This is a genomic window from Luteolibacter rhizosphaerae (assembly GCF_025950095.1).
Classification (GTDB): Bacteria; Verrucomicrobiota; Verrucomicrobiia; order Verrucomicrobiales; family Akkermansiaceae; genus Haloferula; species Haloferula rhizosphaerae.
On record NZ_JAPDDR010000018.1, the window covers coordinates 1 to 19,215 of the forward strand.

Consider the following 19,215-nt stretch of genomic DNA (forward strand, 5'->3'; position numbering starts at 1 on the left):
CAATCCCGTCGTTTGATCCGCGACCACGAGGTAAGGATCGAACATTCGGAAGCGCTGATCTATCTCTCCATGACCAAGCGCATGCTCGCAAGAATCGACGCCTGACCATTTTTCAGACAGCTTCTTAACAAAAAACGGCCGGGCGATGTGCCCGGCCGCTTGATTTCGAATCGGTATCTCCGAGTTTCCTCAGCCGATGACTTCCGGCCACTCGGTGTGGAAGAACTCGCCGCGCGGCCTGTCCGTGCGCTCGTAGGTGTGCGCGCCGAAGAAGTCGCGCTGGGCCTGCAGCAGGTTCGCCGGCAGTACCGCGCTACGATAGCTATCGTAGTAGCCGAGCGAGGCGGAGAAGGCGGGCACCGGGATGCCCGCGAGCGTGGCCAGGCTGACGACCTCGCGCCAGTTCTCTTGGAACTCGTTCAGGAGGTCCGTGAAGTAGGGAGCAAGCATCAGGTTGCTCAGCTCGGGATCCTTGCGGTAGGCATCCGTGATGTCGTTCAGGAAGCGGGCGCGGATGATGCAGCCGCCGCGCCAGATGGCGGCGATCTTGCCGAGATCGAGGCCCCAGTTCTTTTCCTTGCCCATGGCGGCGATCAGGTCGAGGCCTTGGGCGTAGGAGATGATCTTGGAGGCGAAGAGCGCGTCGTGCACCTTCTTCACCAGCTTCTTCTTCTTCTCGTCGATCTTCGGCTTCGGTCCTTCCAGCTTCGCGCTGGCGGCCACGCGCTGGTCCTTCATCGAGGAGAGGATGCGGGCTTCCACCGCGGCGTTGATGGTGGAGATCACCACGGCGTTCTCCACCGCGTTCATGATCGTCCACTTGCCGGTGCCCTTCTGGCCGGCGGTGTCGAGAATCAGGTCGACCAGCGCCTTCTTGGTTTCCGGGTCCTTCTGGGCGAAGATCTTCGAGGTGATCTGGATCAGGTAGCTTTCGAGGTCTCCTTCATTCCATTCGGTGAAGACCTCGGCCAGTTCCTCGGCGTCGAAGCCGGCGGCCTTGAAGATGTTGTAGGCTTCGCAGATCAGCTGCATGTCACCGTACTCGATGCCGTTGTGGATCATCTTCACGTAATGACCGGCGCCAGCGGGACCGATGTGGGTCACGCAGGGCTCGCCATCCACCTTCGCGGAGATGCTCTCGAAGATCGGCTTCATCACATCCCAGGTCGAGGCAGGACCACCAGGCATGATGGAGGGGCCTTTGCGCGCGCCTTCTTCACCACCGGACACACCGGCACCAATGAAGCGGAAGCCCAGATCGCCGAGCCACTTGTCGCGGCGCTCGGTGTCCGTGTAGAGCGAGTTGCCGCCATCGATGATGATGTCACCCTTGTCGAGCAGCGGGATCAGGGACTCGATCACGGCGTCCACCGGACCACCGGCCTTGACCATGATCATGATCTTGCGCGGGGATGCGAGGGACTGGACGAACTCTTCCAGCGACTTGGCACCGACCAGTTTCTTGCCGGGATGAGCGGCGACGAACTCCTCGGTGACGGAAGTGGTACGATTGTAGACGGACACCTGGAATCCACGGGACTCCACGTTGAGGACGAGGTTTTGGCCCATCACGGCCAGGCCTACGAGGCCGAAATCGCTGTTGCTCATGGTGATGAAACGGTTCAGGAAACGGCGGGGGGTGTAGGGAACCCCGGCCTTCGGTGCAACCCCTTGTTGCCATCATGCCATGCATTCCCCACATTCGCGCCGTGAACTTACCGAATGCCATCACCGTCTCCCGCCTGATCCTCACGGCGGTTTTCGTGGCGGCGGTGGGTTTCCCCGGCACCACGGGCTACATGATCGCGCTGATCACCTTCTCGGTGGCAGCGGCGACGGATTGGCTTGATGGCTATCTGGCGCGGAAGCTCGGGCTGGTCACGCCGCTGGGCAAGCTGCTGGACCCGCTGGCGGACAAGATCCTGGTGTGCGCGGCCTTCGTGTATTTTTCCGCCCAGCCGGTGAATGGATACCACTGTCCGGTGTGGGTTACCGCCCTGATCATCGCGCGTGAGTTCCTCGTCACCGGACTGCGCCAGATCGCCGTAGAGGCAGGGCAGGTGCTCGCCGCGGACCGGCTGGGCAAATGGAAGACGACCTTCCAGCTCACCTTCTGCATCACCGGTCTGGTCTGGCTGACCTTTTCCTCGATGAAGGATGCGGGTGCTTTCGGTAGCTTGCTCCGTGATTGGGCGAATCCCAAGTCCTGGCTAATGCCGGTCTCCCTTTGGACGGCTGTGGCGCTGACCATGATCTCCGGCGCGAACTACGTCTGGAGCAGCCGCAAGCTGCTGGTGGCGGCACGCTGAGATTCAGATCCCGCCCCGTTCGGCGGCATGGATCAATTCCCTGCCGATGAAGCTAAGATCCAGCCGAGTCACCGAATCGCGAAGCCGCTCCGGGAGGGTATCAATCCCCATGCCCTTCTCGGGTGCAGGTTCTTGTTTCAGGCGATAGGGCCCCTCAAAGAGCTTCCAATCGAAACAGTAGATCGCGCGATGGCACCGGCTGGTCAGAAAGTCGGATTGTCCCGAGAGACCGGCTTGGATTCCGATGAGTCCCAAGAGTGCTTCCTGATCCCCGGCTGCCCGAAGGGCCTTGGCCGGAACCGGGCCGTATCCGGCCGAACAGAAGATTGCCAGCTGGCCCGAGATGTCGGCAGCCACCCAATCAAACTCCAGCCCGTGATACTCGTCGGTCCTCACGAAAAAAAGATCAGCGGCGAGCGTCCTCGGCATCCTTGGCCAAGCGGGCCTTGATCTGCCCGACAACCGAATCGAAGGCCAGTCCCTCTGCATCGGGCTGGCGGCTTGAGGAAACGAAGCGGGGGATCAAGCCCGGCGGCACGCCAAGCCGGGCATCCAAGCGGCCGGGATCCACCTCCGGATGGAGGTCCGCGCGGTGATACTGCAGCGCGAGCCCCACCGAGTGGAGGTCATAGCCGTTCCGCTTCGTATTGTCCGAGAGCCGCATGAGGCTATCCCAGGTCGCTTGGAACCGTGCCGGGTCCACATCGACCACGAAAACGATGCCGGCCACCTCCCGGAGGAGAAGTTCCTCCGCGGCATTGTATTCCACCGTTCCGCTGAGCGAGTGCGCGGCCACATGTAGGAAACGCCCGTCCGGCAGGGTTTCCGCTTCCGTCCACTCCACCCGGTGGACGCGGATCGAGCCCACCTGATGTTCCCGTACCGTGGCGGAAGAATAGCGGGCCGCCACTGCCCGCAAGATTGCCAGCTTGCCCGTATCGGCCGCCCCCGCGAGGGCGACCTTCACCGTGACTTGCCGGCCATCTTGTTGCACCGTCATGCGGACGGAGTGGCTTACAGTCGGCCCAGTTCGCGGGCCACGATCATCAGGGTTTCACGCACGCCGGGAGCGAAGCTGCCGTCGTTCTGCACCGCCAGGATCACGCCGCTCTCGCGGATGAATTCGATCGGCACGCTGCCGCAGTAGAGCTTCACCTGACCCACGCCGAAGCCGAGGCCGGCGATCACGCGCTTGAAGGAGTCCACCGTGGCGGTGTCTGCGGCCGGGATGCGCGCGACGTGGCGGATGCCCGGGAGCGAGCGTGCGCGCTGCAGGATTTCCTCGGCGCTGAGTTCGCGGTCCACGCCGAAGATGGCGCGCAGTTCGAGCTGGCGGATCGAGCGGGAGTCGGACTCGTAGGAAGAATCGGTATCCATGGTGGCTGGGGCGGGAGTGCTGGCAGGTGCCGGGGTCGCGGGAGTGGCGGCGACAGGCTCCGGAGCGGGCGCGGGCGCAGGAGCCGGGGCTGGCTCGGGAGCAGGCGTGACCACGGCGGCAGGAGCCGGTGCGGGAACGGCGGCAGCCTGCTGGACCGGGACAGCCGGGGGCACCGGCGGGGGCTCTTGGGAAAAAGCGAAGGGAGAAGAGGCGGGAGCCGCCGGAGTGGCAACTGCCGTGGCGGGTGCGGCGGTCGCGAAAGGAGAGGTCGCCGTTACAGGCGCCTCGAAGGGCGAGCCAGCGCTCTCCGCCGCGAAAGGCGAGCGGGCCTCGACCGGCGGCGGATCGCCCGCGGCCGGACGACGTTCCGGAAGCTTCACCGGGCGGCCCGGCTCCGGGCTCAGCTTCGGCGGGTTCTCGTCCCGCAAGGATGCGAATGGGGACTCCGGCTCGGATACTACCGCGAAGGGGCTGGTCGCCGGGCCGTCATCCGCGACGGCGAAGGGGCTCTTGGCGGGAGGTGCAGGCGCGAAGCCTTCTTGGGGTTCGAAAATACCGCGGCTGCTGTTCATGGCTTCGGACTTTGTTAGAGGAATGGTGCGATCCGCCGCGTCAATAGCTTCACGAATGCCGAAAGTCGAGCATCCAAATACCGGATCTCAACTTGCATATCTCGTTTCTCAGAAGGGGGATCGGGTGAACCATGTCCTATCGCTCACCACGTGCCCATACCCTGATTCCGTAGGGTGCCGGTGTGCCCTTCAGCCCAGGCCCAAGGCCTTCAGGAAGTCCGCCGCGCGGTAGTCGGGGCCCACGCCTTCCAGCAGGATGGCGCTGCCATCGCTGTTTTTCGTCCGCAGCGGTAGGATCGCCTGGTAGGCGGGTGAGTGATACCAGCCCCGCGCCCGCTCGATATCGGGGAACTCGATCAGCACGAGATGTCCCGGCCACTCGCCTTCCGTGACCTCCGGCGTCTTGCCGTGGCTGAGGAAGCGGCCCTCGAAGGGCGGCAAGGTGTCATCGATCCGGCGGAGATACTCGACGATCTCTTCACCCATCTGGACGGAACGGAGGTGTGCGGCGGCGTAGGCTGGCATGGCGCACCCTAGCCGCAAGATATGTCCTGTCCACGCAGGCTGACACAGATCCCGCTCAGTGTCCGGGCTCCGGAGCCGGGGTGGGCGCTGCGGGCGCCTTGGCAGGCGCGGCTTCTCCGGGACTCACGAGGAGCTCGAGCGGCTTGCCGGAGTTGCGGACCAGCACCACCGCCTTGTTCGGTTGGCAGAGCGCGCTGCCGTTGATCGTTACGTCCCGGTACTCGTAGTTGACGGTCTCCTTGTGGCTCGCGGTGACGACCTTGATCCGCATGCCGATGCTGTAGCTGACGAGGTAGTTTCCGCCCGATTCCTTTACCTGATAGTCGCAGCTCAGGATCGATTGATCCTCACCCACCACCTGTTGGGCGGAGAAAGAGGGGCCGGTGCCGGTGAGTTCCAGATCGATCCCGCTGCCGGTGGTGGTGGTCCCGGCGAGGCGAATGGTGATGTTCCGGGTGAGAGCCGGATCCTCCGGCGCAGCTTGCGCGGGGTAGCCGGGTTGCGGGGCCGGCGGAATAGGCTGGCGGGGGCGGGGATTCTGGGCGGAGAGCGGAAGGATCAGAGTGCTGGCCAGAATCAGTGCAATGGATTTCATGGTATGAAGTGAACTCCGCACGCCTCCGTTTCATTCAGTGGAAGATGAGTGATCAGATGAGATCGCCCCGCCCAAGGACATAGGAGAAGGCGTCACGGGGAATCCCCGGGGCGAGATTGGGCCGGATGGTCGATGCGTGGAGGATGCCGTCGCGCTTCATGCCGATCTTCTCCAGCACGCGGATGGAGGCGGTATTCCCGGTGTCGCAGGTGGCCCAGACCTTGTTCACCCGAGACAATGAGAGCGCCGTTGTCAGAACGGCGCGGGCTGCCTCCGTGGCGAAGCCCTTGCCCCAATGGCGGCGGTGCAGGAGGAAGCCGATCTCCGCGGCATCGCTCTCCAGGCTGCAGGAGATCCCGCCGATGGCGCGATCCTCTTCCGGCAGGGTGATGACCCAGTAGTAATCCGTGCCCGCCTCCCATTGCTGCGCCCGGCGCAGGATGCCCTCTTCCATGCCGTCCTTGCTGGTCCGCACCGGCCAGTCGGCATAGCGTGCCACCTCCGGGTCGCTGCCGTATTCGAACATGGCGTCCACGTCGGAGACGAGCGGGCGTCGTAGACGGAGGCGAGGGAGGTGAAAGTTCTCCGGAGGTTTCATCCGGGGCGCTTTCTAACCTTGGAGTGAGCTCAAGAGAAGTGCCGCTTCGTTCCGGACATCCCCCCAGAGTGACAGGGAGAAGATCTCATCCACGTCCGTAAGCTGAGGCATGACTCCAGCCCGCTGCATGGTCGAATCCAGTTCCGTATCGCGTGGATCTGGTCCTCCGTGAAGATCGAGGCGAACCATGGCGTGCCTTCGTGGAGAAGCCGGCGGTACTCGCTCCATTGTTCGAGCAGTTCATTCGGTATGTGAACGAATGGGACTGAAAGCTAGTAGCGGCGCTGCTGCTCAAAATCCGAGAGATACTCCAATGTCCTGATCACATGCTGGAGGTAGTTCCGTTGGAACTCGGTCATGTCACTTCTTAGAGGGATCGGAGTTCTCTCCTTCTTAGTCTTGGGCGGGATGATGTCTTAATGACCGAAGCAGCATGAGCAATCGGTATCCCGACAAGGTTGGCTATGACTCGGCTACCGGTCGTGTCGGCAACCGGTAGGATTCAGTCCATTTGTCGGACGGGATGTACTTGGACCAATCGAGCGATGCTTCCAATTCGATTCCCGGGGGGCCGAAGAACTTCCAATGCAGTGCTTCTTCGAGGGTGAGCTTTCTCACCCCGCAGTGCACGAAGCTGCAGCTCCGGGGGTAGGATCCGTCCACGAGGGATATCCCGCAGATCGTATCGCTCTCCCTGTCGCTCTCGACGCAGACACACGGATGGTAGGCGCAGTCTTCATAGAAGTCGCCGACCGCGATGGACGTGGAGATGGTCAGGTTTTGGGGCATTTAGGGAATCCGATGGTGGGCGCTCCTAATGCCTCATCAATGTTCAGCCCTCTTCCGTCAATCGCTTGAGCTTCCTGCGCAGGCTGATCTTCGTGGCCGGGGAGACGCGGTCGATGAAGAGCACGCCGTTCAGGTGATCGGTCTCGTGCTGGATTGCACGGGCTAGCAGGCCATCGGTTTCGATCACGGTCACGGTGCCATCAAGCAAGGTCAGCGTGGCTTTGACGGCGCTGGGGCGATTCACTTCGGCGCGGATGTCCTGGATGCTCAGGCAGCCTTCGGCATCGCGCTCCTTCGGACCGGTGAATTCCAGTTCGGGATTGATGAACTTGAGCGGCATGATCGAGGCCAGCGGGGCGTCCTTGCCATCCACCTTCAGAAAGCTGATGCACTCCGGATCGTGCGAGACATCGACCACCGCGAGACGGAGGGCGATGCCGACCTGGGGTGCGGCGAGGCCCACGCCATTGGCGTCGTACATGGTTTCCAACATGTCGTCGGCCAGGATGCGGATGCTGTCATCGACCTGCTCGACGCGCTTGCAGCGCTCGCGCAGGACCGGGTGACCGTATTGAACGATTTCGAGAATCATTGGCTTGAGCCGTCCGCTTCCTGCGGTAGGCGGATGCGGGCGGGCACGTCCTTAATCGGGATGCCGGCCCGGGTCAACGCGTCCCATACACCGAGCAATTTCTCCAGCGGGAGTTCCTTGTCGGCCTCCAGCTCCAGCTTGCGGCCGGGGTTTTCCTTCACGTAGGCCTTCAGGTAAGCATCCAGCAGCGCCAGATCCGGGACCGGCACGGCGTCGAGTGAGACCGAGCCAAGCTTGTCCACGGAGAGGATCGAACTCGACTCCACGACGGTGGAGGAAGGGACGTCCTTCACCGTGGGCAGCGCGATGCGGAGGACCGAGCGGGCCTTCTTCGGCACGGTGGTGACGATGAAGAAGATCAACACCACGAAGAGGATGTCGATCATCGGCATGATCATGATCCCGCGTGATCGGCGGGCGGGGCGTTCGAATTTCATGGCCTTTCCGGGACGCGGGGCATGGTGGCAGGAGCAGCGGCGGATCCAGCCATGACGGCGTCCCGGTTCGTGCCCGACGGAGTGACCGGCTCCGCGCCCTCGCAAACGCGGGCAACCCTCGCGAGCAGGGATTCGAGCCGCGAGATAAGAACTTCGATGCGGCGGGAGAACCAGCCGTGTGCCACCACCGCCGGCACTGCCACCGCCAGACCCACGATCGTGTTGTCCAAGGCCCGGCCGATACCCTTGGCGAGCAGGTTCTGGTCGGGCGAATCACCGAGGCCGTTGAAGATCACCACCAGACCGCTGGCCGTTCCCAGCAGGCCGAAGAGCGGTGCCACCGTGATGATCGTATCGAGGATGATCATGCCGGAGTTGAGCTGCACGATCTCGTCCCGCGCCGAGGCTTGCACGGCATCGGTGATCTCCGCGCGGGGCTTGCCGCGATGCCGTAGGGCCACTTGGCACAGACGTGCCAGAGTGCTGCTGCCGCTGTCGGAGCTGCTGGCGAGTCCGCTGACTTCTCCTCTGGCCTCGGCGCGGTGCACTTCCGCCTCCAGTTCGGCCGGGATCACCACCTTGCGGGAGAGCGAGAGGATTTTGAAGACGATGGCTGTGAGCGCGACGAAGGAAGTCAGCGCCAGCGCATACATGAAGATGCCGCCTTGGTTGAAGAAGTCGCCGATGGCTTTGAAATCGAGCGCGGAAAGCAGGGAAGCGGGCATGAGTGGTATCAGAAGGTAAAGCTGTAGGTGACTTCGAGCGGCTCGCCATCAAGCTGCTTCTTCAGCTCGGCCGGGAAGGGGGGAATACGAGCGGTGCGGATGCTTTCGGAGGTGAAGCCTTTCTGGATATTCCCCACGCCGAATTCCTCGACAAAACTCAGCGAGCGGACCTTGCCGCTGGGCTCCAGCACGAAGCGCACGATGATCTGGCCCGGAGTGATGTAGTCCCGGTTCCGCACGCAGTTCAGCTGCCACTCCTTCTCCACCGCGCGGCTCAGGCTCGCATGATAGCGGCCGAGCAGGGAATCTTCGACATCCAGCGCCGAGCGCCCCTGGCGGGTGATCGATCCCTGGATGTGGGTCTTCCGCTGAAAGCCGTTGAAGCCCGGAGTGGGTGTTTTCACCGCCGGGCGGGATTCCTGCTGGGCTTGGGCGCTTTGGGAGGTTGCATCCTTCGGTGCATCCTCCTGTCCCGGCGTCGCGGGTTTGGGTGCCTCCGGCGGTGTCATCTGGCGGGGGCGCTCTACGGGATAAGGTCCCTCAGCGATGGGGTCTTTCGCCAGGGGAGGAGCGGCACTTGCCGCTGTCTCCGGCGGAACCGTGGTATCCGAGCTGCCGGGGTTCACCGAACCATCTGGAACGCTGGTCCCCGGAGCATCGGGCACACCCCGGGCTGCGGCTCCCTCGGCGCCTTCGCGTGCTTCCGTGAGTTGCTGCGAGGGCTGAAAGGGATCCATCGCGGGCGGCGCGATGGCATCCGAGCCCAGATCGCCGTCCTGATAATTGCTTTCCGTGGTCTCCGGATGATTGTCCTCGTCTTCCTCACCGCGCTGGCTCGGCATCTGCGGGTCCGCAGCGGCTACGGGAGGAGCATCGCTGGTAGCCTTTGTATTCCTCTCGCCGATGAATGCGGCGGCTTCAGGGCGCACGGATTCCTGGTCCGGAGAGGTACGGGCGAATTGCTGCTCCCTGCCCTCCTCAGTCTTGGTTTCGCTGACGGGGGCGACTTCCGGAATGATAGTTGCCACCGATTCCTCAATGGCCGGGGGGCGGGGAGGAGGCTCGAAGACTGGGGGAGGAAAGGAAATCCCCAAGCTGCTGAAAAGCGATTGGAAGGCCAGGCTGATCACCTCCGAAAAGCTCATCCAAGCTAGCACGACGATGACGGCCGCCAGGTTCAGGAATGCAGAGATTCCGCAGGCCGCCGACCAAAGCCGGGCCTGTTGGCGGGACTGCGCTTCTACCGGTGTCATCGGAATCCGGGCGCGAGCTTCACCCGGATTCCATCGACCTGCAATCCGGGAAATCCCGGGAGGCTCACCAGTCTTCGGTCACGACGGGCTCATGTTCGCCGCTGCTCGCTAGAGAGCAGTTGAAATACAGTGAGCCCATCTGCGGGATCACATCGCCGCCGGAGGCATAGCTCCCTTCGCTCGGGCATACGGGCATGGTCTCCACGAAGCGACCGGCCCCGATGACCTGCGACTCCAAGCCGCTCACCGAGTTACCCGGCAGGTAGCCGTAGAGATTGGAGAAACTGCGGACGCCTTTCTGGACGGCCTGCAGGTTCAGGATGCACACCGAACGATCGGAACCTTCTTTCCAGGTTGCCGCGCCGATGGCGAGCAGTCCGATCAGTGATAGCAGGATCACGATCACTACGGTGAGCTCCAGCAAGGTCATGGCTGGAACCAGTTTTTTGACACGGCGGTATCCACGCACGGAGGACATGCGCCGCAAACGACTCGCAAGTTTCATAGGGCTGGGACGGTTATGTGCCGGGAGGCGGCTTCTTGCGGGGAGTGCGTCGTGGAGATTAGAAACTTCAGCTTGGATTACAAGCCATTTCTAAAAACTTCCCGGTCCTCCTGATCACAAACCCCTCGCGAGTTTCCAACATTCCAAAAAGCCGCTGGCGAAGTCCTCAGGCTTGGCCGCAATCCAGTGTCCCAGAACGTCGGGTGACATCCACATGGCGGCTTCCACCTCGGCGCAAGGAAAGCGCGGGGTTCCGTCCCAGCGCAGGAGATAGAGGGCGACGTGTTCCCAGCCGGTCGCTTCGCAGGGTTTGATCCGGCCGATCTCCTCCGGCACCCCTGCGATCCCCATTTCTTCCTCCAGCTCGCGCACCGCGGCTGCCGCGTAGTCTTCTCCGGAATCGAGGTGACCGGCCACGCTGGAATCCCAGACGTCCGGGTGGGCGTCCTTGAAGCGCGACCGCTTCTGGAGCAGCAGGTCCCCGTGACGGTTCACCACGAACACGTGGACCGCGCGGTGCAGCAGGCCTTTCTCGTGAACCTCGCGGCGGGTAGCTTGGCCGGTGACCCGGTCCTCCTCGTCCACTACATCGAAGATCTCCCCGTCCTTCTGCGGGATATCGCGCAGCGGGTGGGGATCGTAGATCCGGGCCAACTCGATCCACTGCGCCAGCGAGAGCTCTTCCGCCCGGGCGGTGGGAGGGGCGCCGATTGCCCCGGCGACTTCATCCCATGGCGGGCTATCCGGCATCTGGCGGCCCATCTGCTTCCGCCGCTGCGCGAAGCCACGCCGGATGAGTTCGTCGAAGCGCCGCGCATCGAAGGCTGGCAACTCTTTGCCGCGCGGCAGCAGCAGCGCGACCGAGGAATCGATCTGGGGCCGGGGATGGAAAGCCTCGGGCGGGACGGTTCTGAGGGACTTTACCGACCACTCGCTTTGCACCCGCAGGGTCAGAACCCCGTAATCTTTGGTCCGCGGCACGGCGGCCAAGCGCTCGATCACCTCCTTCTGGAGCATGATCACCGCCCGGCAAAATGGGTTCGGGCGGGATAGGAAATTCTTCAGGATGGCCCCGCCACATGAATAGGGGAGATTACCGAGAAACTTGATCGGCCGGTGTTGGAAAAGCTGGCGGGTGTCGAACTTCGCGCCGTCCGCGTGGTGGACCTCCACGCTTGGCTCGTTGGCGAAGCGCTCCTTGAGCCAAGCGGCGAGGCGGGAGTCGAACTCCACGAGGACAATACGGCGGACTTTCCCGACCAGGTGGCTGGTGAGGGCGCCGGTGCCGGGGCCGACTTCGACGATGCTGTCCTCCGGGCCGGCATCGAGCTGCTCGGTGATCCAGCGGGCCATATTCGGGTCGCAGAGGAAGTTCTGGCCGAGCTGGCGGCTGGGCATCACCCCGGCTGCGGCGAGGGCGTCGCGGATCTCGTGTCCTGTCACGCCGGGAGCGATGGCTGCGGCTCCTTCCGGGGGCAAGACCGCTTTCCGGACGGGGGGCGAAAAAAATCGCGAAAACAATTGAACGCCATCCGGACGCACCTGTCTGAAACACTGAAAACCGTACGCAAGTGCAGTTTTCATGTAAGGGTGAACAGCAGTTGTCAGCTCCAGCCAAGCCCGTTCCGCGGACTAGGTTTGGGTTGACGAACTTGGCCGCCAGGGAGTGGGTGCTCCCTGGCGGCTCTTTTTTTGCCCCCTTGACGGCGGGTGGGGCCTTGGGATCAAGGGGTGGCGATTGTCGCGGTTCCAACGTTTTGATCGCAAATAGGGGTTGATGCCCCCCCGGCGGCTCCTTTAACTACCGCGCCCCGCGGGCACACCCCAAGTAGCCGTCCATGATTGAAAATCTCCGCAAGTATACCGGCCTGATCATTTTCGTGGTCGCGCTGCTCTTCGTCGGCCTCGCATTCTTCGGCGATCCCGCGACCATGGGCCGGGCAAATGCCAACAATCCAGTCGTCCTCACCGTTGATGGCACCAGCTACACCGCCACCCAGTACCGCAAGCTGGCCGAGGCTCCCGCCTCCGACTACAGCATCGCCTTCCAGACCGGCACGATCCAGCTGATCGGCGAACTGGGTGCCGATGGCTCGCCGCAGGGTGTCCGCCGCTTCTTTGTCAACCGCCTCACCCTCCGCCAGGCCTGCGAAGACTTCGGCATCTACCCCTCCGACAAGGAGATCGAGGCGCACATCAAGGAAACCTTCACCGGTGCGGACGGCCAGTTCAGCCAAGAGCGCTACAACAACCTGGTCAAAGGACTCGGCCGCTACGGCATGCTGGAAAAGGATCTGCTGGATCTCATTCGCGACAGCATCGCCTCCCAGCAGCTCAAGGAGATTATCGGTGGCGGCCTGGGTGGCACCCGTGAAGCGGCACTCGAAAGCGCGGCCAGCACCGAGCAGCAGGTGAGCATCCAGATCGCCCGCACCGCCCTCGCCACCTTCCAGGAGGCGATCAAGCCGACCGACGAGGAACTCAAGGCCGCGTGGGAAACCACCAAGGAAAAGTACATGGTCGAGCGCAAGATCAAGGTGAGCTACCTGATCGCCAAGCCGACCTATCCTGAGCGGGCGGTCGAGCCGCCGAAGCTTCCGGACGCGGTGACCGAAGAGGCCAAGAAGGCCGCGGAGAAAGAAGCCGCGGACAAGAAGGCCAAGGAAGACGCCGAGTACGAGGAGGAGAAGCGCAGGATCGACGACGACGTGATCGGCAAGGTGGACGCGCTGATCCTCTCGATCCAGAACGAGGAAGGGAAGGATTTCGAGAAGCTCGTGACGGAAGACGGCTGGGCCTTGGTCACCACCGAGATGTTCCCGCGCAGCGCGGTGCCGGCCGAACTCCAGGGCAGCACGGCATCCCAGACCCCGAAGCCGGTCGCGGACTTCCTGTTCCAGTTGGTCGACAGCAAGGATCCTCTCACCCGCTTCAGCGAAGCGCTCCAGCTCAAGGACAATGCCTATCTGATCGCCCGTCTGGACGGTGAGGAAGAAGCCCGCCCGAAGACCTTCGAGGAAGCCAAGGAAGAAGTCCGCACGGATTACATCGCCCAGAAGGCGAACGAGGCTCTCAAGAAGGATGCCGACGAGAAAGCCGCCAAGATCCGCGAGGGCTTGGCTGCCGGGAAGCCTTTCGCCGATCTCGCGAAGGAAGTCGGTCTGGAGCCCAAGGCTCACGGCCCCTTCAAGGCGACTGACAAGCTGGAAGGCGAGCCCGACGTGACCACCCTCTTCCAAGCCGCTTCCACCGTGGAGTCCGGCAAGCTGGCCGATCCGGTGATCCGTCCGGACAGCGCGCTCTTCATCTTCGTCGAGAAGCGCGAACTGGTGAAGGATCCGGCCCGCGACGAGCGGATCAACCAAGCCATCACCCGCCAGGCCGAAGAGATGAAGCGGGACGCCTACATGGCTTGGCTCGCGGAGAAACTCGCGCAGGCCCAGATCGAGGAGCCTGCCACCAAACGCTAAGATCGCTCCGATGCCAGACGCCGAACGCGAGCGCTTGTTTGACGACGCGAACGGCTGTCTTGCTCTCGGCGAACTGGAGGAGGCATCGGCCCTCTACCGCCGCTGCGTCGCGCTCGATCCCGATTTCTTCGACGGCTGGCACGCCCTCGGCATGTGCCTGCTGAAACTCGGCGAGGTCAAAGAGGCGATCGGCTGCGGCCTGCAGGCCACCACCCTGCGCCCGAACGACCTGCTCGCCTGGACCGCCCTGTCCCAAATGTATGTAAGGGACGGCCAGATCGGGGAGGCAGAGGCGGCGAAGGCCAATGCGAGGATTCTCTCGCTAGGGGGCAGGGTCGTTAGGGAATGACGAATTGCGAATTTCCGAATGACGAATGTCTTGTGAAGGGAGTTCGGGGATTTGAGCATTGCTGCGGAGGCCTTTCCTTCGACATTCAATCATTCTGATTCGTCATTCTCCTTTCATGTTCTTCATCACCACCGCCATCGACTACACCAACGGCGCGCCCCACATCGGGCACGCCTACGAGAAGGTCCTCACCGATGTCATCGCCCGCTACCGGCGCCTGCGGGGAGAGGAGGTCTTTTTCCTGACCGGGGTGGACCAGCACGGCCAGAAGGTCCAGCAGACCGCCGAGCAGGAGGGGATCAACCCGGCGACCTTCGCTGCCAAGAAGACCAAGCTTTTCCTGAACCTGTGGAAGAAGCTCGGGCTGCAGTACGACGGCTGGGCGGCGACCACCGACGAGCGTCACAAGGCCTGCGTGCAGGCGATCCTGAGCGAGCTGAAGGAGCGCGGCGAACTCTACAAGAAAGGCTACAAGGGCTTCTACTCCGTGCGGCAGGAGCAGTTCCTCACGGATCGTGATCGGAACGAGGCCGGCGAGTTCGGTCCGGAATGGGGCCAAGTCGTCGAGATCGAAGAAGAGAACTGGTATTTCCGCCTGAGCGCCCACGCCGAGTGGCTGAAGGAATTCACCGCCAAGTATCCGGACTTCGTGATTCCCGGGTTCCGGCGCAACGAGTTGCTCGGCGCGTTGGCGAACTCCGGTGAACTCGACCTCTGCATCTCCCGTCCGAAGGAGCGCCTGCGCTGGGGTATCGAGATCCCCTTCGATCCCGAGTTCGTCACCTACGTCTGGTTCGACGCCCTGATCAATTATATCTCCTTCGCCGGGTATCGCGCGAAGGACGGTGGTGAGCTGCCTTCCTTCGAGAAGCTTTGGCCCTCCGCCGGCGGCTCGAAAGAGAGACCGGTCCACGTCATCGGCAAGGACATCCTCGTCCCCGCCCACGGGATCTACTGGCCCTGCATGCTGCATGCGATGGGCTTCAGCGACGAGGAGATGCCGCAGATTCTCGTCCACGGCTGGTGGAACATCAAAGGCGAGAAGATGTCGAAGTCGCTGGGCAACGTGGTCGATCCTGATGCCCTCGCGGACAAGTTCGGCGTGGACGCGCTACGCTACTATCTGGTGCGCGATATCACCACGGGCAAGGACGCGGACTTCGATCTCGATCGTCTCGTGATGCTCTATAACCAGGAGTTGGCCAATGAGCTGGGCAACCTCTGCAACCGCGCCCTGAACATGACCTCCCGCTTCGCGAACGGGATCGTTACGGTAAGCTCCGAAACCAAGGAAGAAGAGCAGAACCTCCGCGCCTCGCTGGAGACAGTCACCCGCGATTATCGCGCGGCGATGGACAGCTTCGACGTGGCGGAGGCGCTCAAGGCGATCAACCGCCATGTCACGCACTGCAATGCCTACGCCGAGCGGAACAAGCCATGGGAACTTTCGAAGGATCCCGCGCTGAAGGGGCGACTCGATACCGTGCTGCAGCATCTGGTGGAGAGCCTGGCCCATTGCGCGGTGCTGCTTTCACCGGTGCTCCCGGATCCCGCCGCGCGCATCGCGGCACAACTCCGTGCCGACGATCTGCTTTCCCTGAAGCTGGATGATCTGAAGTGGGGCTTGATCCCGGATGGCCATGAAACCGGCAAGCCGAAGCCGGTCTTCCCGCGGATCGTGATCGAAGAAAGCGAGGAAGGAACTGCGGGCTGACAAGTTCGGGTCGTGGCGGCTTTCTCGTGCTGCCGCCATGACCCATCGTTCCCCGGCCCGGACTGCCCTGATCGCAATGGCGATCTTGCTTCTGCTTGGAGTGGCTTGGCTGGCATGGCCGAACTTGCGGGCGGGGTCTGACTTGGTGAGCAAGGCAGGAGATGAAGAGCTTTCCCTGCCTGACGGAAAGGCTTCTGCCAGGGACGGATCACCGCGGAGTGCGAGCGCCCGCGAGGGTGAGAAGGACGGCACGGTGAAGCTGCGTTCCTTGCTCGAGTTGAGAGAAGGGGAAATGGCGGTCGTCGAGATTCCGCCGGAGAACTTGAAGAAGCTTTCGATCTCGGTCGGTGTCTCCGATCCGGCCGATGTGGCCGGGTCGAGACCCGGCGTCCTGGCTCATATAAGACAGGAAGAGCTGGAGAGCATTTTCGCGGGGGCGTCCGAGGATACCCGGGTGAGGGGAAAGCTCCAGATGGCGGATGGAAAGCTCGAGTGGGACGGCGCTCGCCTGAAGGTGGATGGAAGGATCCTGCGCGGTGATTCCGAGGCGACACTTATGCTGAACATGAGCCAGGAGGGCAGAGAAACCATGGTGACCACCTTCTCTGTCCGCGCGTCCTCGTTGGTTATCTTATATTCCTCATCGCCTGATCCGGAAGGTTTGGCGATCCTTGTGGGCGGGGCGGGAGGCGGTGGAGATGATGTTTCCAAAGGTCCCGGATCGGAGCGAAACCCGGGGGAATAGCCGGAATCGAAGCTGCGGGCCGCTGGTTTCCAATTCGTCACGTGTTCAGCCTGCGTTTGCTTTCAGTCCTCTGCTAAGTCGCGGTTTTAGTTATTTCATCCGTTGTGACTAATGTGATGAGGCGAAAGCATAGCCCACGAAATTGTCACGACATGACTGATGAATCGCCTGTTCGGGCACGTATGTTGCTCGCGTTCCCGCACCCACCCTGACACACCATGAACACATCCCACGAGTCCCTACCCTTCCCCGACTCGACCTCCCTGTCCCCGGAGCTTGTCTTCGGGGACTACTGGAGTCCCTTCGCGGTCTCCGAATTGATCCGCGCCAAGAGCGCCCATGGAGAAACCCCGGCCTTCCTCTACGTGGGAAGGAAAGAGGTCGCTCTCCTGCGCGAGCACTTGGCGGAGGTCTTCGGGATCGAGTCCGTATCCACGCTGCGCGATACCTACTACATGGGTCTCGAAGTCGTGGAGATCGAATGCGAGTCCTTCCTCTTCGCCGGCGGCCGCAAGGCCGTGCGCACCCTCCAGCAGCCGCTCGCCCGTCGTCCCGCAGGCTACGATTCCACGGTGGCGGCCTTGCTCCGGTTCCGGATCTGATTTCCCCTCCCTCTTGGGTGGCCAGCGCCCCATCCGGCCGCAAGGCGGGCGGGGCGACGGCGGCCCGATGGGCGTGTACGGGCGCGACCATTTTCTCCGAGCAAGCGGCGGAAAGCGGTCAAATTTCCCTCAATACGGCCCAAATCTTCCGATTGGATTGCGGCACCGGCCTTATGGCTTTTTCATAGCCGGACATGAACCCGCCTTCCCGACACGCCGATCTCCTTGCATGGGTCGAGGAGATGTCAGCCCTCTGCCAGCCCGAGCGTGTGGAGTGGTGCGATGGCTCGCAGGAGGAGTGGGATCGCTTGTGCCAGCTTCTGGTCGAGAAGGGGACTTTCACCCGTCTCAATCCCGAGATGCGTCCGAATTCTTATCTCGCCCGCTCCACCCCTTCGGATGTGGCACGGGTGGAGGACCGCACCTTCATCTGCTCGCGGCGCAAGGACCTGGCCGGCCCCACCAATCACTGGATGGCTCCGGCGGAAATGAAGTCGCTGCTCACCGGCAAGTTCACCGGCTCGATGAAGGGCCGTACGATGTATGTCGTGCCCTTCTGCACGGGCCCGCTCGACTCGCCGCTGGCGAAGATCGGCGTGCAGGTCACGGACAGCGCCTATGTGGCGGTGAACACTCGCATCATGGCGCACATGGGGCGCCGCGTGTTGGATCGGCTTGAAGCGGAGGCATCCGGACAATTGCCCGCGAAGCGTGACGGCCACGGCCGCTTCATTCCCTGCCTGCACTCGATCGGGGCTCCGCTCGAGCCCGGTCAGGCCGACGTGCCTTGGCCCTGCAACGAGGACAAGTACATCGTCCATTTTCCCGAGTCCCGCGAGATCTGGTCCTACGGCTCCGGCTATGGCGGCAATGCCCTGCTGGGCAAGAAGTGCCTCGCGCTCCGCATCGCCAGCAATATCGCGCGCGAGCACAACTGGATGGCGGAGCACATGCTGATTCTGGGACTCGAGTCGCCGAGCGGGGAAAAGACCTACGTCACCGCCGCCTTCCCCTCTGCCTGCGGAAAGACCAACCTGGCGATGATCGTGCCGCCGAAGACCTATGCCGAGGCGGGTTGGAAGACAACCATCGTGGGCGATGACATCGCTTGGCTGTGGCCGCACGAGGACGGTCGCCTGCACGCGATCAACCCGGAGACCGGCTACTTCGGCGTGGCCCCGGGAACCTCCTACGACACCAATCCGATCGCGATGGAGTCGATGAAGGAGAACACAATCTTCACCAACGTCGCTCTAACCGATGATGGCGACGTCTGGTGGGAAGGGCTCACAAAGGATGCGCCCGCCCACCTCATCGATTGGCAGGGTCAGGACTGGACGCCCGGCTGCGGTCGCCCCGCCGCGCATGCGAATGCCCGCTTCACCGCGCCAGCCAGCCAGTGTCCGACGATCGACCCGCAGTGGCAGAATCCGGAGGGTGTGCCGGTCTCCGCGATCATCTTCGGCGGCCGCCGGCCGAACACGATGCCGCTGGTCTATCAGGCCTTCAATTGGTCGCACGGTGTCTATGTCGGCGCGACCATGGGCTCCGAGGTTACTGCCGCCGCGATCGGTCTGAAGGCCGGAGTGCGACGTGATCCTTTCGCGATGCTGCCCTTCACCGGCTACAACATGGCGGACTACTTCCACCACTGGCTCGACATGCGCCGGAAGGTGACGCACCTGCCGCGTTTCTTCCACGTGAACTGGTTCCGCAAGGATGAGAACGGCAAGTTCCTCTGGCCGGGCTTCGGCGAGAACATGCGGGTGCTGGAGTGGATCGTAAACCGCTGCCGCGGGCGCATCCCGGGGCACGAGACCCAGATCGGCTGGACCCCGGATTGGGAGGACTTCAACGTGGCCGGTCTCGAGGGCTTCGACGAGCAGCGCTTCGACCAGTGCATGGCCTTCGACGCGGAGGAGTGGAAGGCGGAGATCCTCTCGCAGGGAGAGCTGTTCCTGAAGCTCTACGATTACCTGCCGAAGGAGATCGTGTTCCAGCGCGAGCTGCTCGCGGCACGCCTGAGCTGAAATGAAGAAGGCGAGGAACGGGATTCC

The 19,215-nt window shown here is 62.9% G+C and carries 21 protein-coding genes; 7 read left to right on the forward strand and 14 right to left on the reverse strand.

All coding sequences use genetic code 11. The features are described 5' to 3' along the window. Positions 1 to 189: 189 nt before the first annotated feature. Positions 190 to 1,608 (reverse strand): decarboxylating NADP(+)-dependent phosphogluconate dehydrogenase, encoded by a 1,419-nt coding sequence (gnd, locus tag OJ996_RS24190; protein WP_264516296.1) that lies wholly within the window; start codon positions 1,606 to 1,608, stop codon positions 190 to 192. Between the two features lie 101 nt (positions 1,609 to 1,709). Between gnd and pgsA the strand changes: the two genes are divergently transcribed. Then, positions 1,710 to 2,309 carry a CDP-diacylglycerol--glycerol-3-phosphate 3-phosphatidyltransferase gene (gene pgsA, locus OJ996_RS24195; protein ID WP_264516297.1) on the forward strand — a complete coding sequence of 200 codons (600 nt, stop codon included), beginning with the start codon at positions 1,710 to 1,712 and terminating at the stop codon, positions 2,307 to 2,309. Between the two features lie 3 nt (positions 2,310 to 2,312). Here the strand turns inward: pgsA and OJ996_RS24200 are convergent, their stop codons facing one another. From OJ996_RS24200 to rsmA, 13 genes are all read right to left on the reverse strand, one after another. Beyond that, positions 2,313 to 2,705: a hypothetical protein gene (locus OJ996_RS24200; protein WP_264516298.1), complete on the reverse strand. Its 393-nt coding sequence runs from the start codon at positions 2,703 to 2,705 to the stop codon at positions 2,313 to 2,315. Between the two features lie 10 nt (positions 2,706 to 2,715). After that, on the reverse strand, positions 2,716 to 3,309 hold the full coding sequence (locus tag OJ996_RS24205; RefSeq protein ID WP_264516299.1) for a hypothetical protein: 594 nt from the start codon (positions 3,307 to 3,309) through the stop codon (positions 2,716 to 2,718). Positions 3,310 to 3,323: 14 nt separating this feature from the next. Next, positions 3,324 to 4,259, reverse strand: coding sequence for a hypothetical protein (locus tag OJ996_RS24210; protein ID WP_264516300.1), 936 nt, complete (start codon positions 4,257 to 4,259; stop codon positions 3,324 to 3,326). A gap of 189 nt (positions 4,260 to 4,448) precedes the next feature. After that, positions 4,449 to 4,784 (reverse strand): DUF1330 domain-containing protein, encoded by a 336-nt coding sequence (locus tag OJ996_RS24215; RefSeq protein ID WP_264516301.1) that lies wholly within the window; start codon positions 4,782 to 4,784, stop codon positions 4,449 to 4,451. Between the two features lie 55 nt (positions 4,785 to 4,839). Further along, the gene (locus OJ996_RS24220) at positions 4,840 to 5,379 is read right to left on the reverse strand and encodes a hypothetical protein (RefSeq protein ID WP_264516302.1); all 540 of its coding nucleotides are present in this window, start codon (positions 5,377 to 5,379) and stop codon (positions 4,840 to 4,842) included. Positions 5,380 to 5,431: 52 nt separating this feature from the next. Continuing rightward, on the reverse strand, positions 5,432 to 5,977 hold the full coding sequence (locus OJ996_RS24225; RefSeq protein ID WP_264516304.1) for a GNAT family N-acetyltransferase: 546 nt from the start codon (positions 5,975 to 5,977) through the stop codon (positions 5,432 to 5,434). A gap of 462 nt (positions 5,978 to 6,439) precedes the next feature. Then, on the reverse strand, positions 6,440 to 6,766 hold the full coding sequence (locus OJ996_RS24230) for a hypothetical protein (RefSeq protein ID WP_264516305.1): 327 nt from the start codon (positions 6,764 to 6,766) through the stop codon (positions 6,440 to 6,442). A gap of 43 nt (positions 6,767 to 6,809) precedes the next feature. Further along, a complete protein-coding gene (gene def / locus OJ996_RS24235) occupies positions 6,810 to 7,358 on the reverse strand; it encodes a peptide deformylase (protein ID WP_264516306.1) in 549 nt (182 codons plus the stop codon). Continuing rightward, positions 7,355 to 7,795, reverse strand: coding sequence for an ExbD/TolR family protein (locus OJ996_RS24240; protein ID WP_264516307.1), 441 nt, complete (start codon positions 7,793 to 7,795; stop codon positions 7,355 to 7,357). Before OJ996_RS24240 ends, def begins: the two co-directional genes overlap by 4 nt. Continuing rightward, the gene (locus OJ996_RS24245) at positions 7,792 to 8,520 is read right to left on the reverse strand and encodes a MotA/TolQ/ExbB proton channel family protein (RefSeq protein WP_264516308.1); all 729 of its coding nucleotides are present in this window, start codon (positions 8,518 to 8,520) and stop codon (positions 7,792 to 7,794) included. The genes OJ996_RS24240 and OJ996_RS24245 overlap by 4 nt, the downstream gene beginning before the upstream one ends. Before the next feature lie 8 nt (positions 8,521 to 8,528). Beyond that, complete coding sequence (locus OJ996_RS24250) at positions 8,529 to 9,773, reverse strand: hypothetical protein (RefSeq protein ID WP_264516309.1); 1,245 nt, start codon at positions 9,771 to 9,773, stop codon at positions 8,529 to 8,531. A gap of 64 nt (positions 9,774 to 9,837) precedes the next feature. Then, a complete protein-coding gene (locus OJ996_RS24255) occupies positions 9,838 to 10,278 on the reverse strand; it encodes a type II secretion system protein (RefSeq protein WP_264516310.1) in 441 nt (146 codons plus the stop codon). 114 nt (positions 10,279 to 10,392) lie between these two features. Next, entirely contained in the window at positions 10,393 to 11,757 is a 1,365-nt protein-coding gene (gene rsmA, locus OJ996_RS24260) for a 16S rRNA (adenine(1518)-N(6)/adenine(1519)-N(6))-dimethyltransferase RsmA (RefSeq protein WP_264516311.1), read from the reverse strand. Positions 11,758 to 12,116: 359 nt separating this feature from the next. Between rsmA and OJ996_RS24265 the strand changes: the two genes are divergently transcribed. The 6 genes from OJ996_RS24265 to OJ996_RS24290 all read left to right on the forward strand — a co-directional run bounded on the left by OJ996_RS24265 (position 12,117) and on the right by OJ996_RS24290 (position 19,188). Beyond that, positions 12,117 to 13,748 (forward strand): peptidylprolyl isomerase, encoded by a 1,632-nt coding sequence (locus OJ996_RS24265; RefSeq protein WP_264516313.1) that lies wholly within the window; start codon positions 12,117 to 12,119, stop codon positions 13,746 to 13,748. A 10-nt stretch (positions 13,749 to 13,758) separates the two neighbouring features. Beyond that, the gene (locus tag OJ996_RS24270) at positions 13,759 to 14,097 is read left to right on the forward strand and encodes a tetratricopeptide repeat protein (protein WP_264516314.1); all 339 of its coding nucleotides are present in this window, start codon (positions 13,759 to 13,761) and stop codon (positions 14,095 to 14,097) included. Between the two features lie 115 nt (positions 14,098 to 14,212). Then, complete coding sequence (gene metG, locus OJ996_RS24275; protein ID WP_264516315.1) at positions 14,213 to 15,811, forward strand: methionine--tRNA ligase; 1,599 nt, start codon at positions 14,213 to 14,215, stop codon at positions 15,809 to 15,811. Positions 15,812 to 15,848: 37 nt separating this feature from the next. Continuing rightward, on the forward strand, positions 15,849 to 16,556 hold the full coding sequence (locus tag OJ996_RS24280) for a hypothetical protein (protein WP_264516316.1): 708 nt from the start codon (positions 15,849 to 15,851) through the stop codon (positions 16,554 to 16,556). Positions 16,557 to 16,774: 218 nt separating this feature from the next. Further along, on the forward strand, positions 16,775 to 17,158 hold the full coding sequence (locus OJ996_RS24285; protein ID WP_264516317.1) for a hypothetical protein: 384 nt from the start codon (positions 16,775 to 16,777) through the stop codon (positions 17,156 to 17,158). 194 nt (positions 17,159 to 17,352) lie between these two features. After that, complete coding sequence (locus OJ996_RS24290; protein WP_264516318.1) at positions 17,353 to 19,188, forward strand: phosphoenolpyruvate carboxykinase (GTP); 1,836 nt, start codon at positions 17,353 to 17,355, stop codon at positions 19,186 to 19,188. Positions 19,189 to 19,215 lie beyond the last annotated feature (27 nt).